General features: G+C 65.8%; 16 protein-coding genes. 10 read left to right on the plus strand and 6 right to left on the minus strand.

The features are described from left to right. Positions 1 to 180: 180 nt before the first annotated feature. Complete coding sequence (locus tag AC56KZ_RS03575) at positions 181 to 663, plus strand: hypothetical protein (RefSeq protein ID WP_497160747.1); 483 nt, start codon at positions 181 to 183, stop codon at positions 661 to 663. Then, positions 663 to 1,583, plus strand: a complete 921-nt coding sequence (locus AC56KZ_RS03580; RefSeq protein ID WP_497160748.1) for a DUF2145 domain-containing protein — start codon at positions 663 to 665, stop codon at positions 1,581 to 1,583. Before AC56KZ_RS03575 ends, AC56KZ_RS03580 begins: the two co-directional genes overlap by 1 nt. 26 nt (positions 1,584 to 1,609) lie before the next feature. Here AC56KZ_RS03580 and AC56KZ_RS03585 read toward each other — a convergent pair whose 3' ends face one another. After that, positions 1,610 to 3,940, minus strand: a complete 2,331-nt coding sequence (locus AC56KZ_RS03585) for a hybrid sensor histidine kinase/response regulator (protein ID WP_497160749.1) — start codon at positions 3,938 to 3,940, stop codon at positions 1,610 to 1,612. Positions 3,941 to 3,951: 11 nt separating this feature from the next. Continuing rightward, the gene (locus tag AC56KZ_RS03590) at positions 3,952 to 4,713 is read right to left on the minus strand and encodes an RNA methyltransferase (RefSeq protein ID WP_497160750.1); all 762 of its coding nucleotides are present in this window, start codon (positions 4,711 to 4,713) and stop codon (positions 3,952 to 3,954) included. A gap of 174 nt (positions 4,714 to 4,887) precedes the next feature. Here AC56KZ_RS03590 and AC56KZ_RS03595 point away from each other — a divergent pair, with 174 nt between their 5' ends. The 7 genes from AC56KZ_RS03595 to AC56KZ_RS03625 all read left to right on the plus strand — a co-directional run bounded on the left by AC56KZ_RS03595 (position 4,888) and on the right by AC56KZ_RS03625 (position 10,643). Then, the gene (locus tag AC56KZ_RS03595) at positions 4,888 to 5,667 is read left to right on the plus strand and encodes an inositol monophosphatase family protein (protein ID WP_497161210.1); all 780 of its coding nucleotides are present in this window, start codon (positions 4,888 to 4,890) and stop codon (positions 5,665 to 5,667) included. A gap of 204 nt (positions 5,668 to 5,871) precedes the next feature. Then, positions 5,872 to 7,311: a DEAD/DEAH box helicase gene (locus AC56KZ_RS03600; RefSeq protein WP_497160751.1), complete on the plus strand. Its 1,440-nt coding sequence runs from the start codon at positions 5,872 to 5,874 to the stop codon at positions 7,309 to 7,311. A 131-nt stretch (positions 7,312 to 7,442) separates the two neighbouring features. Further along, positions 7,443 to 8,225: a 2-oxo-tetronate isomerase gene (otnI, locus tag AC56KZ_RS03605; RefSeq protein WP_497160752.1), complete on the plus strand. Its 783-nt coding sequence runs from the start codon at positions 7,443 to 7,445 to the stop codon at positions 8,223 to 8,225. Between the two features lie 62 nt (positions 8,226 to 8,287). Further along, a complete protein-coding gene (locus tag AC56KZ_RS03610; protein WP_497160753.1) occupies positions 8,288 to 8,653 on the plus strand; it encodes a VOC family protein in 366 nt (121 codons plus the stop codon). A gap of 86 nt (positions 8,654 to 8,739) precedes the next feature. Continuing rightward, complete coding sequence (locus AC56KZ_RS03615; protein ID WP_497160754.1) at positions 8,740 to 9,612, plus strand: hypothetical protein; 873 nt, start codon at positions 8,740 to 8,742, stop codon at positions 9,610 to 9,612. Positions 9,613 to 9,629: 17 nt separating this feature from the next. Further along, on the plus strand, positions 9,630 to 10,193 hold the full coding sequence (locus tag AC56KZ_RS03620) for a hypothetical protein (RefSeq protein ID WP_497160755.1): 564 nt from the start codon (positions 9,630 to 9,632) through the stop codon (positions 10,191 to 10,193). Between the two features lie 87 nt (positions 10,194 to 10,280). Next, positions 10,281 to 10,643 (plus strand): TraR/DksA family transcriptional regulator, encoded by a 363-nt coding sequence (locus AC56KZ_RS03625; RefSeq protein WP_497160756.1) that lies wholly within the window; start codon positions 10,281 to 10,283, stop codon positions 10,641 to 10,643. 40 nt (positions 10,644 to 10,683) lie between these two features. On the opposite strand, the gene AC56KZ_RS03630 is transcribed toward AC56KZ_RS03625, so the two are convergent. From AC56KZ_RS03630 to AC56KZ_RS03645, 4 genes are all read right to left on the minus strand, one after another. Continuing rightward, positions 10,684 to 11,238 (minus strand): hypothetical protein, encoded by a 555-nt coding sequence (locus AC56KZ_RS03630; RefSeq protein ID WP_497161219.1) that lies wholly within the window; start codon positions 11,236 to 11,238, stop codon positions 10,684 to 10,686. Positions 11,239 to 11,326: 88 nt separating this feature from the next. After that, complete coding sequence (locus tag AC56KZ_RS03635) at positions 11,327 to 12,205, minus strand: M90 family metallopeptidase (protein WP_497160757.1); 879 nt, start codon at positions 12,203 to 12,205, stop codon at positions 11,327 to 11,329. Positions 12,206 to 12,254: 49 nt separating this feature from the next. Then, complete coding sequence (locus AC56KZ_RS03640; RefSeq protein ID WP_497160758.1) at positions 12,255 to 13,019, minus strand: glutathione peroxidase; 765 nt, start codon at positions 13,017 to 13,019, stop codon at positions 12,255 to 12,257. Positions 13,020 to 13,259: 240 nt separating this feature from the next. Further along, the gene (locus AC56KZ_RS03645) at positions 13,260 to 13,865 is read right to left on the minus strand and encodes a winged helix-turn-helix domain-containing protein (protein ID WP_497160759.1); all 606 of its coding nucleotides are present in this window, start codon (positions 13,863 to 13,865) and stop codon (positions 13,260 to 13,262) included. Between the two features lie 469 nt (positions 13,866 to 14,334). Here AC56KZ_RS03645 and AC56KZ_RS03650 point away from each other — a divergent pair, with 469 nt between their 5' ends. Beyond that, entirely contained in the window at positions 14,335 to 15,369 is a 1,035-nt protein-coding gene (locus AC56KZ_RS03650; RefSeq protein WP_497160760.1) for an OmpA family protein, read from the plus strand. The last annotated feature ends 1 nt before the right edge of the window (position 15,370 follow it).

Here is a 15,370-nt window from a genome sequence, read left to right on the forward strand (position 1 = left end):
TGCGCCTCCCGCACCGTCACGTCCACGTACAGCACCCTGTCCATGCTCGCCATCCTCGTTGTGATCCAGATAGTGTAACGTGCGGCCTGTTCGATTGCGACAATCCTTCTCAGCGCTGCCCGACACTTGTACCATAGCGCTTGATTACTCGACTATCCTGCCCGACTACGAAAGAAGTCCATGACGACGACATTACTCTCCCGCTCGCTTTGCCTGGCCACCTTCGCCGCGTCCTGCGCCCTTTCCACGCTGTCGGCGCAGGCCGCCAGCACGGCCGCGTCCTCCGCTTCCAGCGCAGGTTCCAACGTCTCGGGCAGCGTGTCCGATTCGATGGGCGCCTCCAGCAACAGTTCGGGCGGCGACGAGCGCGTGGCCGCCGGCCAGTACCAGGTGATCGACGTCGCCCCGGCGCCGGCGAAGGGCGAGACCACGCGCATGACCCTGCGCGCGCTGGCCGCCGGGACCAGGGCGGCGCGCGAGTTCCATCTCGACGTGCCGAACCGTGCGCTGGCCGCACGCCGCGTGGCGGCCGGCGACCTGGTCCAAGTCAACGAACGCGTCTACGGCTACGAATTCGCGCACGCCGACACCAACAAGGCCTTCTTCCTCGCGCTGCAAGACGCCTGGTACCGCGAACTCGGTTCGCAAAAAGTCGCGATCTGATGCGCCTGCGCGCGCTCGCTGTGGCGCCTGCCTGGCTCGCGCTTGGGCTGGCGCTCGCCGCCAGCAAGAGCGCATCGGCCGGCCTGCCGGCCTTTTGCGCGAAGCCGCTCGAGATGAGCGCCGCCGAACAGGACCGGGTGTTGCAGTTTGCCGGCGCCGTGAAACAGGAGCTCGAGCAATCGGGCGCCCGGGTTGCCCTGATCTCGCGCGCCGGGCTCGACCTTACCCGCTTCGGCCTGCTGTATTCGCATACCGGCGTCGCGCTGCGCGACAATCCGGCCGGCCCCTGGGCCGTGCGGCAGCTGTATTACGCCTGCGACGAAGCGCGTCCGCGCCTGTTCGACCAGGGCGCCGCCGGCTTTGCCCTGGGCGGCGAGACGCCGGCGCGCGGCCGCATGTCGCTGGTCTTCCTGCCGGAAGCGGACAGCGCGCTGCTGGAGAAAACCGCGCTCGACAAGCCGCTGGCGCTCGCGCTGCTGGCGGGCAAGTACAGCGTCAACGCCCATGCCTTTGCGACGCGCTACCAGAACTGCAATCAGTGGGTGGCGGAACTGCTGGCCAGCAGCTGGGGACGGCTTGAGGCGACCGCCGACGCCAGAACGCATGCCCAGGCCTGGCTGCGCGCCCGGGCTTACCAGGCCGGGCCGCTCAGGATCCCCTCGCACTGGATGATGTTCGCCGGCCAGTTCGTGCCGCTGGTGCACGTCGACGACCACCCGGTCCAGGACATCCACGCGCTCGCCCTGCAGGTAAGCACGCCGGCCGCGATCGAAGAGTTCATCCGGCGCCAGGCGCCGGCGGCCCAGCGTGTCGAGCTCTGCCATGACACCCGGCGCATCGTCGTGCGCCGCGGCTGGCAGCCGCTGGACGCCGCCTGCCGCCCGATGCCGGGCGACGAGGTCGTCGCCCTCGCACCCTGAGTCCCGGCCCGCGAACGAAGCCGATTTCAACAAGCCGGTTGCCGACCCCGTTCAGCCTGCTGATGCAGCTGCCTGGGCAGGCGGGCGTGGGCGGCCAGGCGGCTCACGTCGGCCAGCCTGGCCTGCAGCTGCTGCGCATTGGCCGGCTTGACCAGCTGGTGATCGAAAGAGGCAGACCGGGCATCCGTGGAGCCGCCCTCCTGGCCGTAGCCGCTCACCGCGATCATGAGCGCGTCGCGCATACCGGGCAGTTCGCGCAAGCGGCGCGCCAGCTCGTAGCCGTCCATGACCGGCATCCCGATGTCGAGCAGACAGACCGCGGCCGGGTAAACTTGCGCATGCGCGAGCGCCGCCAGCGGTCCGTATTCGACATGGACGCTGTAGCCGAGCGACTCGACCAGCATCCCGAGCATATCGGCGGCATCGGCGTTGTCGTCGACGATCAGCACGCGGCCGCTTGACGGCGCCGGCGCCGGTGCTTGCCGGGCCGGGTCGGCGGCGGGCGGGTCAGCCTCGGCCTGCGTTGCGAGGGCCGGCAGCAAGGGCAAGAAGACATCGAACTGGCTCCCCTGCCCCTGTCCGCCACTGCTGGCCTCCAGCGTGCCGCCGTGCAGTTCGACCAGGCGCCTGGTCAATGCCAGGCCGACCCCGAGGCCGCCGCTGGAGCGGTCGACCTTGCGGTTCTCCTGTGTAAACAGCTCAAAAGCGTGTGCGATCAGGTCGGCCGACATGCCGATGCCGTTGTCGCGCACCGACAGCACGGCCCGCTCGCCCTGGACGCCGAGCGCCAGCACAATGTCCCCGCCAGGGGGCGTGTACCTGGCCGCATTGTCGAGCAGGTTGGCCACGACCTGCACCAGCCGCTTGCTGTCGCCCAGCACCGCCACGCCTTGCGGCGGCAGCGTGGTTGCGAGCCGGTGCCCGCTCGCGCCAAACGCCGGGCCGGCCTGCTCGATGGCCTGGCGGACCACGTCCTGCAGGTCGACCGGCTGCCGGTCCAGCGTGACCTGGCCGCGCGTGACGCGCGCAACGTCGAGCAGGTCGTCGATCAGGCCGGTCATGTGGCGGGTCTGGCGCGCGATCATCTCGCCCAGGCGGCGCTGCTGGGCTTCGTCGACTCCGCCGATGCGCAGCAAGTCGGCCGCGCCCGACACAGGCGCCAGCGGATTGCGCAGTTCATGCGCGAGCGTGGCCAGGAACTCGTCCTTGCGCCGGGCCGCCTCGCGCATCGACGCTTCGTTGGCCGTCAGCTTGCCGATCAGCGAGCGCAGCGACGCGTGCAGGATGCCGATCTCGCGATACCCGCCGCGCACTTCCTCGAGGCTGCTTGACTCGCCCGATTCGATGCGCCGCGCCGACTCGGCAATCGCCGCCAGCGGGCGCGACACGCGCCGGGCCAGCCACAAGGCCAGGCCGGCGAACAGCAAGGCAATACCCGAGCCGACAGCGACGACCTGGCGCCGGAACTGTTCGACCGGGGCATAGGCTTCGTCGATATCCTGGCGCACCAGCACCGTCCAGCCCAGGCTGGGCGAAAAGCCGTGTCCCTGGCTCTTGCTGTAACCGACAAGATAGGTCTTGCCGTCGGCGAAGCGTTGCACCGAATATCCGCTCGCCCGGCCATCGGCGCGCGCGGCATTCGACAAACCGATCCGGGTGCCGACCAGCGCTTTCGGGCCGATGATGACCGACATGTCGTTCGCCACGATCAGCGTCTCGACACGCTTGCGCGTCAACAGCGGCAGGGTGACCGATTTTTCGATATCCCGCGCCCAATCCAGGTTCAGATGGGCGCCGAACACGCCGGCCACGCTTCCTTGCGCGTCGAGATAGGGAAAGGCGATGTCGACGAAACGCAGGGGTTCGGTGGCGCCGGGCTTGAGCAGTTTGGTGAGCAGTTTCGCGTCGTGCACGTCGGTCAGGTGCACGCCCTTGAGCGCATTGCTGAACCAGGGACGCTGGGCGACATTCGCGCCCTCGAGTAGCCGGTTGGCCGATATCAACACTTTGCCGTCGTTGTCGGTCAGGCCGAGCCAGGCGTAGTTGGCATAGGTCTTCTGCATTTCCTCGAGAAAACGGCGCTTTTCGGCACTCGTCATCTCCAGCTCGCCGAGCCCGGCCCGGTCCGCCAGCAGCTTCACTTCGCGATACCGTTCAAACAGGCTGCGGTCGAGCGTGTTCGTGGTCTGCAGGGCCAGTTCCGCATACTGGTGACCGACGTCGTCGCGCGCGCGCCCGGTGAACAGATTGTCGAGCACGCCCGCGAGGACCAGGGTGATGAGCAAGGCGAACCCGGCCAGCAACAGCATCAGTTGCGTGGAAATGCCGGCGCCGCCGACAGACATTTTTGTTGTCACACCGTGCTCCGCTAGCGCTTGAGGATCTGGCGCGCGATCCCGCGCAGGATATTGACTTCTTCGGTTTCGAGTCCGGTGCGCGAAAACAGGCGCTTCAGGCGCGGCATCAGCTTTTTCGGATTGTCGGCATCGAGGAAGCCGATCGACACCAGCGCCTCTTCCAGGTGCGCATACATGCCTTCGACCTGGGCCAGGCTGGCCGCTTCCCCGTGAAAGCCGATGCCGGTGTCCGGAAGGCCGTCGCCGATTGCCGCCATCCGGCATTCATAGGCCAGCACCTGGGCCGCCTGCGACAAATTCAAGGAGGAATACGCGGGATTGGCCGGAATATTGATCAGCACATTGCACTGCTCGACGATGTCGTTCGGCAGCCCGACCCGCTCGTTGCCGAAAATGAGGGCCGGGGCCAGCGCCCCTGCTTCCGAATCATGCTGGACGATGTGCCCGGCAAAAGCACGCGGCGTCCACACCGGCGGCGAAAATTCACGCAGGCGCGCCGAGACGGCCGCGGCGAAGTTACAGCCGTCGAGCGCTTCGGCGATCGAACCGACGATGCGTGCGCCCTGCAGCACGTCGAGCGCGCCGCTGGCAAAGGCGACCGCTTCCGGGTCGTTCAAGGGGTCGGCGCCGCGCGGATTGACCAGCACCAGCTCGTTGAAACCCATGGTTTTCATGGCGCGCGCCACCGAGCCGAGATTGCCGGCGCGGCTGGTTTCGACGAAAACGAATCGTAGGCGCGTGAAAAGAGAGCTGACGGTTTGGTTCGGGTTCATTTAAAATAGCGCCATCGCGCGGCGACGAACAGATGAATTCAGGCATGAATGGCCGGAGTTTAACGGGTTCGGCGCCGCTTTGCTCTTTAATTCACTCTCGTCTTTGATTGCTCACGGCGCTCCATTGCCCCGTGGGCGTCAGCGTTTTTTTTCAGGGAAAACAATATGCATCCAATGCTCAATACGGCCATCAAGGCCGCACGCCGCGCCGCGACCGTCATCAACCGCGCGTCTTTCGACATCGATCGTATTACGATCTCTGAAAAACAACACAACGATTTCGTCACCGACATCGACCAGGCCGCCGAAGAAGCGATCGTCGAAACGCTGATCAAGGCCTACCCGACCCACGCCATCCTGGCCGAGGAATCGGGCGCGTCGCGCAACCTGAACGACGACAGCGAATTCGTGTGGATCATCGATCCGCTCGACGGCACCACCAATTTCATGCACGGCTATCCGAACTTCTGCATCTCGATCGCGCTGCAGCACAACGGCGTGATCACGCAAGCCGTCATCTATGACCCGGTCCGCAACGACCTGTTCACCGCCAGCAAGGGCGGCGGCTCCTACCTGAACGACAAGCGCATCCGCGTCAAGAACCACGACCGCATCGGCAAGGCCCTGATCGCCGCCGGCCACGGCGCCGACCCGCGCGCGCTGGCCGAATACCTGCGCATGTACGAAGTCGTCGCGTCGCGCTGCCATGGCGTGCGCAGCAGCGGCTCGGCCGCGCTGGAACTGGCCAACGTGGCCGCCGGCCGCGTCGACGCCTTCTTCGAGAAGGGCCTGAAGATCTGGGACATCGCCGCCGGTTCGCTGCTGGTGACCGAAGCGGGCGGCATCGTCGGCGAGTTCAATGGCGACTCGAGCTACCTGAACAAGGGCGACATCATCGCCGCAGGCCCGAAGGTATTCGCCCAGATGATCCCGCTGATGGTCCCGTTCGCGTAATTAGCGTAGAATAGCGGGCTTGGCTTGTCACCGCAGCGCAGTCGGTCGCCGGCATCACCTCCCCAGCAGTTCACCGCGCAACAAATCAATTTCTGACCCTGCCGCTTTCCGGCGCGCCGCAGCGCGGCGCCCGGGCGGTTTTGGTCTCCTTCCGATCCTGGCGCCGCTTGCGCCGCGGCGGAATCAACCTCACCAGAAGAGTCTATGTCATTTGCTACCCTCGGCTTGTCCGACGCTATTGTTCGTGCTGTCACTGAACAAGGCTATACCGTCCCCACCCCGATCCAGGCCCAGGCAATTCCTGCGGTGCTCGGCGGCGGCGACCTGCTTGCCGGCGCCCAGACCGGTACCGGCAAGACCGCCGGCTTCACCCTGCCGCTGCTGCAGCGCCTGTCGACGGACGCCATCGGCGCCGCCCAGAAGAGCAAGAATTCGCCGCGCGTCATCCGCGCCCTGGTCCTGACCCCGACCCGCGAACTGGCGGCCCAGGTCGAGGAAAGCGTGCGCCTGTACGGCAAGTACACCAACATGAATTCGGCCGTGATCTTCGGCGGCGTCGGCATCAACCCGCAGATCAAGCTGCTCAAGCAAGGCGTCGACGTGCTCGTCGCCACGCCTGGCCGCCTGCTCGACCACGTCGGCCAGCGCACCGTCGACCTGTCGAAAGTCGAAATCCTGATCCTCGACGAAGCCGACCGCATGCTCGACATGGGCTTCATCCATGACATCAAGAAAGTGCTGGCAGTGCTGCCGCCGAAGCGCCAGAACCTGCTGTTCTCGGCCACCTTCTCGGACGAGATCAAGGCCCTGGCCGACAAGCTGCTGAACAACCCGGCATCGATCGAAGTGGCGCGCCGCAATTCGACGGTCGAAGTCATCGCCCAGAAGATCCACCCGGTCGACCGCGACAAGAAGCACCCGATGCTGGCCCACCTGATCAAGGAAAACGACTGGACCCAGGTGCTGGTGTTCACCCGCACCAAGCACGGCGCCAACAAGCTGGTCGAGCAGCTCGGCAAGGACGGCATCGGCGCGATGGCGATCCACGGCAACAAGAGCCAGACCGCGCGCACCAAGGCGCTGTCGGAGTTCAAGGACGGCGCCCTCCAGGTGCTGGTCGCGACCGACATCGCCGCGCGCGGCATCGACATCGACCAGTTGCCGCACGTCGTCAACTATGACCTGCCGAACGTCCCGGAAGACTATGTGCACCGCATCGGCCGTACCGGCCGCGCCGGCGCCACCGGCGAAGCCGTGTCGCTGGTCTGCGTCGACGAGCACGACATGCTGAAAGACATCGAGAAGCTGATCAAGCAGACCCTGCCGCGTCAAGTCATCCCGGGCTTCGAGCCGGACCTGAACGCGAAAGCCCAGCCGATCCAGCTGCGCAGCGGCGCGCCGGGCCATGGCGGCCGTAGCCGTGCACCAGGCGGCGGCGGTGGCCGCGGCCAGGGCCAGCCACGCAGTGCCGGCGCCGGCAACGGCAATGGCAATGGCGGCGGCCGTTCGGCATCGAACGGCAACGGCGGCGGTGCTCGTCCGGCTTCCGCCGGTAACGGCGGCGGCGCTGGCCGTGGCGGCAACGGCCCGAGCCGTGGTCCGCGCACCGCCGGCACGCCAGGCCAGGGTAACCGCGGCCGTTAATTCGACCGGCTGAAGCGAAAAAGACAGGAGCGGCATTGCCGGCCTGTCTTTTTTTTCGCACGATTGCGGCAAGCCTGCGCGGACCGCGCGCGAATGTTACGATAGCGGGCTGACAACATTCAAGCCCTTTCATGCCCCAATTCTCTGCCAACCTGAGCACGCTTTTCACCGAGCTCAATTTCCTCGACCGCTTCGCGGCCGCGCGGGCGGCGGGTTTCGATGCCGTCGAGTTCCAGTTTCCCTATGCCTGCGAGCCCGAGTGGATCGCCGGGCGCCTCGCGCGCTATCAGCTGCAACTGATCATGCACAATCTGCCGCCGGGCGACCAGGCTGCCGGAGATCGCGGCATGGCCTGCGATCCGCGCCGGGTCCAGGAATTCCAGGACAGCGTCGAGCTCGGGCTGGACTATGCCGACGAGCTCGGCACGCGCATGCTGCACTGCATGGCCGGCAAGATTCCACCGCATGTGACGCGCGAGCGCGCCCATGAAACGTATGTCGCCAACCTGAAGTTCGCCGCGGCCAAGCTGAAGGAGCGCGGCCTCGACTTGCTGATCGAACCGATCAACGAGCACGACGTGCCGGGCTATTTCCTGACGAACTCGCGCCAGGCGGCCGCCATCATCGCCGAATGCGGCGCCGACAACCTGTTCCTGCAGTTCGACATCTACCATGCCCAGCGCGCCGAGGGCGATCTCGGCAACAGCCTGCGCAGCCTGCTGCCGCTGATCAAGCACATCCAGTTCGCGGACGTGCCCGGACGCCACGAACCGGGCACCGGCGAAATTCGCTTCCCCTATCTGTTCGGCCTGCTCGACGAGCTCGGCTATGGCGGCTGGGTCGGCTGCGAATACACGCCCAGCGGCGCCACCCTCGACAGCCTGGCCTGGCGTACCGGCCCGCCCCCGGCCTGAAGGGCTGGACAAGCGTCCTGGCCTGGGGCACCATCGTTTCCTTCATAACAAGGAGAATGCACATGATCCAGGGTTTGCGAACTGTCATCTACCCGGTAACCGATCTGGCCGAGGCCACCGACTGGTACCGCCGCGTGCTCGAACGCGCGCCCTATTTCGACCAGCCCTTCTACGTCGGCTTCGAAGTCGGCGGCTTCGAGCTGGGCCTGGTGCCCGACGGCACACCGGGCCCGGCCGGCGCCACCGCCTACTGGGGCACGCTTGATGCCGAAGCAGAACTGGCGCGCGTGACAGGGCTTGGCGCCTCGGTGGAGTCGCCGCTGGAAGACGTCGGCGACGGCATCCGGGTCGCCACCGTGCGCGATCCTTACGGCAACCTGTTCGGCATCATCGAAAACCCCCACTTCGACCACGCCAAGCTCGCTTGAGTTGACGAATGGCAACGCCGCCACGCGCGGCGTTGGTCAGAATAAGGTCTTTCCGTCCGGCATCTTCGCCGGCTCGAGAGGACCCGATGACTTCATTCAGCCTTAGCTTTCGCCTTGCGCTTGCCTCAAGCCTGCTGGGAATCAATCTGCTGCTTGGCGGTTGCGCCAGCCCCGGCGGTGCCGTCAGCCTCACCGAAGTACGCGAGTTTGCCGACGCCTCGGCAAAAATCGGCGGCTACACCGAACTGTCGCGCCGTTACCGCGACACCTACGAGCGCGAGCAGCCCTACCTGCCCGCCGGGGTCGACAAGCTGGCCCGCGAAAACGACGCCAAGCGGCGCGCGGTCTACGACGATTTCATGAGCGTGCAAAAGGCGCTCGTGCTCTACATGCAGACCCTGAGCCTGCTGGCCGGGGACACTCGCTACGACCTCAGCGCCAGCATCGATGACCTCGGCAACGGACTCAAGGCCAACACCGAGTCCGGCCTGCAGCAGCGCCACATCACGGCCTATACCGGCCTGACGCGCCTGCTGACGCGCGTGATCGCCTCCGGCTACCAGAACCGCAGCGTCGAGACCATGGTGCGCGACGGCGACGCCGACGTCCAGGTGCTGCTCGAGGCGATGATCTCGCTGACCCGCCTGTATTACAAGACCAACGAAAACGAAAAGAAGACCATCCTCGGGATCTTCGACGTCGAGCTGCCCTTCGCCAAGGGCCGCGACGAGCGCATGCTCGTCACCCTGGCCAAGGTCCACTACATGGACAAGGCCAGCGAGTACAAGCTGATCGACCGGCGCTACGACCTGGCTCTGCAGGGCCTGACCAAGGTCGCACTCGGCCACCAGAAACTGCGAGAAAACCTGAACAAGCTGTCGCAGGCGGACGTGAAACTCATGCTGGGCAACTACAGCAAGGACCTGCGGATGATCCGCGACGGTCTGGCAGGCAATTGATCATCTAGGGAGACGGCATGACAAACGAAACCAATGCGAACGCGACCGCGATGCAGCCTGCGGCAAGCGAGCCGCCGGCCGACACGGGCAAGAGTGCCTCCGCGGGGGTGGCAAAAGCTGGCGCCGGCAAGGGCGGCCTGGCCAGCGTGCCTGACATCGTGGAACTGGCGGACCAGCTCTCGGCCTGCGCCGACCAGCTGCATGAGCGGATCATGCGCGACATCCGCGCCTACGATGGCGGCCCGGTGCCGGACAAGGTGCAGGCCACGGCGCGCGCCCTGCTCGAGGACGAACTGTTGCTGCGCCAGCGCGCCAACGGCCTGTACGCGGACGCCGCCACCTTCATCGTCAAGTCGCTCGGCAAGTCGCAACAGGGCATCGTGGCGCTGACGAGCGAGGCGGCCGAGAAGATCCGCAAGATCGCGCTGATCGGGGACGTCACCGGCCTGGTGGCCGGCCTGCTGCACCTGGCGGGCGCCGCCGTCAGCGGCCAGCCCGCGGGCATCATCACGGCGCTCGAGAAGATCAACACCCAGCTGAAAGCCATCAAGACCCATCGCTCGCCGCCGAAGAAAACCTAGTTGCGCCCCAGCGCGTGCGCCCGTGGTCTTCGCGGGCGCATCGCGCTACACTGGTCCCACACCCCTTCTTTTTTCCCCATGATCGCCATGCCTCCGCTCGACCAGGCCCAGCTGGCGCAGTTGCGCGCCGCCCTCGAGACGCGCCTGGCGGCGCTGAGCGGCGTTACCGCGCCCCGCGGCGCGGGCAGCGAACGCGACTTGCCCGTCAGCGAGGTCGAAACCTCGCCCGCCGACAAGGCGACCGTGCGCCTGCTCAACGACCTGGCGCTCGAAGCGGCCGGGCACAACGCGGAGCAGATGCGCGTGCTGCGCCATGCCCTGGCCAAGTTCGACGATGGCAGCTATGGCTTGTGCGAGGAATGCGGCGGCGACATCGGTTTTTCGCGCCTGCAGGCGCGGCCCGAAGCGCGCCTGTGCATCGCCTGCCAGACGCGGCTGGAGAAACGCTAGCGCAGGTCTTCCAGCGCCATCCGGCGCAGGCTGCGGCCGTTCAGGCGATCACGTCCGGTGCGGTGGAAGCGTCGAAGTCGGCCCAGTCGCCGTTCACGATATTCCCGCGCGCGCGTTCGATCTGGGTGGCGCCGAGGCGGCGCAGCACGTCGACGGCCTGGTTCTCGAGTCCGGTGTCGTCGAAGGCGACGGCGACCAGCATGCCGGCATGGCGCACTTCGGCCGGCGCGCGGCCGCCCAGCTCGGCTTCGCCGGCTTCCTTCATCTTCGAAAAACTGAACAGCGAACCGACGTGGGCGCCGAGCAGGCCGCCGACGATCGGGCCGGCCGGTCCGGTCAGCGGCGAGGTCATCGCCCCGACCACGGCGCCGACCGCGCCGCCGGTGGCGCCGCCCTGTACCAGGCCGATCGGCGCCTCCTTGGCCCCCGGCGACTGGATATTGTCGCCGCCGATCGGGGTCATGTCGTGCTGGCCCGGCTGGCTGAGATAGAAGGCGCTGATGCGCTGAGGCGCAAAACCAGCCTCGGCCAGCGCATGACGCGCGACGTCGACTTCTTCCTGGGTTTGAAAATGACCTGCAATAATAAAGGACATGATGTCTCCTGCTTCGATAGTTGCTGCCAGCATGCGCCTGCGGGTCAGTCCACTCTGTACGCAGACGCACATAGACTGGAAGCTGGCCTCATCGCCATTGCCCGTAGGCGCCCGCACTGTATTGCTCCGCCTCCAGCGCTTCTTGCGGCGCCTCCTGCCAGGCGCGCGGATCGATCCGGTAATACTTCAGGAATTCCTCGTACAGCGCCGCGTGGCGGCTGGCCAGGCGGTGCGGCTGCTCGAAAAAGGCTTCGGTGGCGACGGCAAAGAACTCGGCGGGATCGGTGGCGCCGTAATGGTCGAGCACCCCTTCCCGGCCGTACCAGGCGTCCTCACGCAGGGCTGCGAAATCGCGCGACAACACCGCCGACCAGCTGCGGTATCGCTCGGGACTGCCCAGGTAGGGCGCGCCGTTGGTGGCGCCCGACTCGCTGTCGAGCTGGTGGGCGAATTCGTGCAGCACCACGTTGTGCGCAGGCGCCTCGGCCATGCCGGCGCGGCGCACGTGGTCCCAGGCCAGGATGACCCGGCCGTCGCCCCAGGATTCGCCCAGCAGGTCCTGGCGCTGCTCGGTGACCACGCCGGCGGCATCGACCTGGCGGCGCGGCGCCATGAAGGCGCCGGGATACACCAGCACCGCCTCCAGCGACGGGTAGACGGCGTCGCCGCGTGCGCCCATCAGGAGCAGGCAGGCCTGGCCGGCGATCGTCAGGCGCATCTCGTCGGTGATCTCGAGGCCGGCGCAGCCGACAAAGCGCTTTTCGAACAGGAAGCGCCGCACCAGGCGCTCGAGCCGGGCGCGCGCCGCGCCGTCCATCGCACGGTATTGCGGAACATGCCGTTCAAGCAAGGCCAGCGCATGCGGCGCGAGCGGACGCGCCAGCGCCCGGCGCAGCCGCCAGCGCGGCACCGCCCATGCCAGCAGGCCTGCTGCGCCCAGCAGCGAGAGCGTCAGCAGCGCTTCCATCGGCCCTCCCCCGTCTCCGTGTCCCTGCCTGTCCCGGTTTCCATCGCGTTCACGCCGCCGCCGGTGCGGCCTGCTTCTGCTCGAGATAGGCCTGCAGTTCGTCGGTGCCGCCGACCAGGCGCCCGCCGATGAACACTTGCGGCCAGGTCATGCGTCCGCTCACCGCGCGCAAGACGCTGTTATTGATTTTCTGGTCCTGCAGGATCTCGGTATAGCGCAAGCCGCGTTCCGTGAGCGCCGCCTTGGCGCGTGCGCAAAACGGGCAGCCAGGCTTCGAGAACATGACGATCGGGTCGGGCGCCCGGGCGCCGGGTGCAACGTGGCCCAGCATGGTGTCGGCATCGGACACCTCGAACGGATCGCCTTCGCGCTCGGGTTCGATGAACATCTTTTCAATGACGCCATCGCGCACCAGCATCGAATAGCGCCAGGACCGCATGCCGAAACCGATGTCGCGCTTGTCGACCAGCATGCCCATGCCGCGCGCGAAGTCGCCGTTGCCGTCGGGGACGAAAGTGATCTCGCCCGCATCCTGGCCCTGCTTCCATTCGTTCATGACAAAGGCGTCGTTCACCGAGAAGCACACGATGTCGTCGATGCCGTGTTCGCGAAACACGCCGGCCAGTTCGTTATAGCGCGGCAGATGCGTCGACGAGCAGGTGGGCGTGTAGGCGCCAGGCAGCGAAAACACGACGACGGTCTTGCCTTTGAACAGCTCGTCCGTGCTGAGGTCGCGCCAGCCATCGTCGGCGCGCGTCTTGAACGCGACGCGTGGTACGGGTTTTCCTTCGAGCGATTCGGGACTTGGCAGCATGGGAAACTCCTTGGCAGGTGGGGAAAGCGGCGCAGGGCCGCACTCGCCCGCAGGTGGGGCCTGTTGCCGGGTTTTCAATATTACGCGGATGTCGGTCGCGAACCCGGATGTCTCGAGGACGAAGCGTAAACGACAAACGCCGCGCAGTGCGCGGCGTTTGCGTGACGACAGCGATCGTCGGTAGAGCAAGGCGGTCAGCGGGTCTCTACCACTGCACGCCTCCGGTAGTGTGTCAGGCGCTTATTTGGCGACCTGGCCTGGGGCCGGGCCAAACAATGCGGCGACGAGCGGATCGCGGGCAACCGGGCTGCGATTGACGCGGATTGCGTAGTGGGTGTCGTCCGCCAGGATGTGGAAGTGGCGGCCGCTGCCGGCCATGCTCTGCTCGCGCAGGCCTGGACGCTCCTTGCGCGGGGCGACGCCTTCGCGCTTCGGCTGGCAGATCGCTGCCAGGAAAGCCTTGACGCGTTCCTGGTCGGGGCAGATCTGGTAGACGGCCTTGCCGAGGTAGGTGGCGGTGCCTTCGATGTAGCGGGCCAGCTCGATGACGCCGGCTTCGCGCAGGTCGCGGATGTATTTGCGGGCGCCGGACGGCGAAAACTTCAGGAACCATGCGATCTCGTCGGCGAGCATCTCATGGGTCGACAATTCGTTGATCAGCTTTTGCATGTTCTCGATCCGACGCTGCGTGGCAGATGTCGACCGCACCCGCTCGATCGGCGCGAGGGAAATCGGCGCACGTTCGGTTGGCTGTGGCGGGACGCGTTCGATCAGCGCTGAGTTGCTGGAAGTGTGCACCGCGCCGATGTCGCCTTGCACCGCGTTGTGATGAGTCGTTGCATGCATGTTGATAACTCCAAATGAAAGAGAGACTGAGTGGTCCGGGTCGCTGTATGTTGTCTGACACTTTGACAACACCTCGGGTTCCGCTTAACTGACCGCATCATCGCTTGCATCAGATATGCCGGTCTGTGCGCCATCCCACATTCGCAAAATTCCTCGAAGCATTTCTCTGAAGAACTTGTTTTGCGCAAAAGCAGGCGAAATCGTCAATTTGCCGGCCATGTGCGAAAAAACGACAGTGCCCGTGCGTATTCCGTTCCGATAAATGCAGAGTCATGCACAACGCATTTTGCGCCCTGTCTCATCTGTGCGCACGCGATAATTGAACAGACAGTGTTGCATTTTTGTCACTGAGCAGTATGACAAGGTGCGCCAGCGCACCGACCCTCGGGAACCCGCACTCGTATTCTTCACTCCAACATCACTGTTAAGCAACGATGTCCCTTCACCAATCCACTTATGGGAGTTTCCTGTGAACAATACGAAGAAAATCGCCCTGGCCGTCGCCATGCTCTGCGCCTCCGGCGTCTCGCTGGCGCAAGAAATCAATCCGTCCTGGTATGTACAGCCGAGCGTCGTCGGCATGAAGCCGGATGCTGACTTCGGCGTCGGCGAGCGCGACGTGGGCGGTGGCTTGAAGTTCGGCAAGGCCGTGCACCAGTATTGGGACATCCAGGTCGGCGCCTCCCATGTGCGCACCGAAGAAGGCCCGGCACGTTACCGCCAGACCCTGGTCGGCATCGATTCGCTGCTGATGCTGTCGCGCAATCGCTTCCGTCCATTCGTCCTGTTCGGCATTGGTGTCGAGCGCGACAAGGTTGAAAACCCGATTCGCCGGGTCAGCAAGAATTCCCATTACGCGACCATGGGCCTGGGCTTCCAGTACGATTTCACGCCGCAGCTGGCCCTGCAGGCCGATATCAAGTCGGTGCGCGGCTTCCTGCGCCATGAAGAGCTGTATGGTTTCAGCACCAGCAACAACAAATACGTCACCGTCGGCCTGAACTACGCGTTCAACCCGCCACCGGCCGCACCGGCGCCGATGATGGAGCCGGCCCCTGTCGCCCAGGCGCCGGCCCCGATGCCGGAACCGGCGCCGGTCGCACCGCCGCCGCCGCCAGCGCGCTTCGAAAAGATCACCCTGTCGACGACCGAGCTGTTCGCCTTCGACCGCGCCGAACTGACCATGCCGCAGCCCAAGCTGGACGACATCGCCGCCGCCCTGCAAGCCGATCCGAGCATCACCGACGTCGACATCACCGGCTACGCCGACCGCCTGGGTTCGGAACAATACAACCTGAAACTGTCGGAGCGCCGCGCCAACGCCGTGCGCGATTACCTGGTCAGCAAGGGTGTGGCCGACAACCGCCTGAAGGCCTACGGCAAGGGCGAAGCCAATCCGGTCGTGACCTGCACCGAGAAGAACCGTGCAGCCCTGATCAAGTGCCTGGAGCCGAACCGCCGCGTCGAGGTCGAGCAGATCACGATCGAAAAGCGCGTGCAGTAAC

Source organism: Telluria sp. LT2P34 (genome assembly GCF_059685915.1).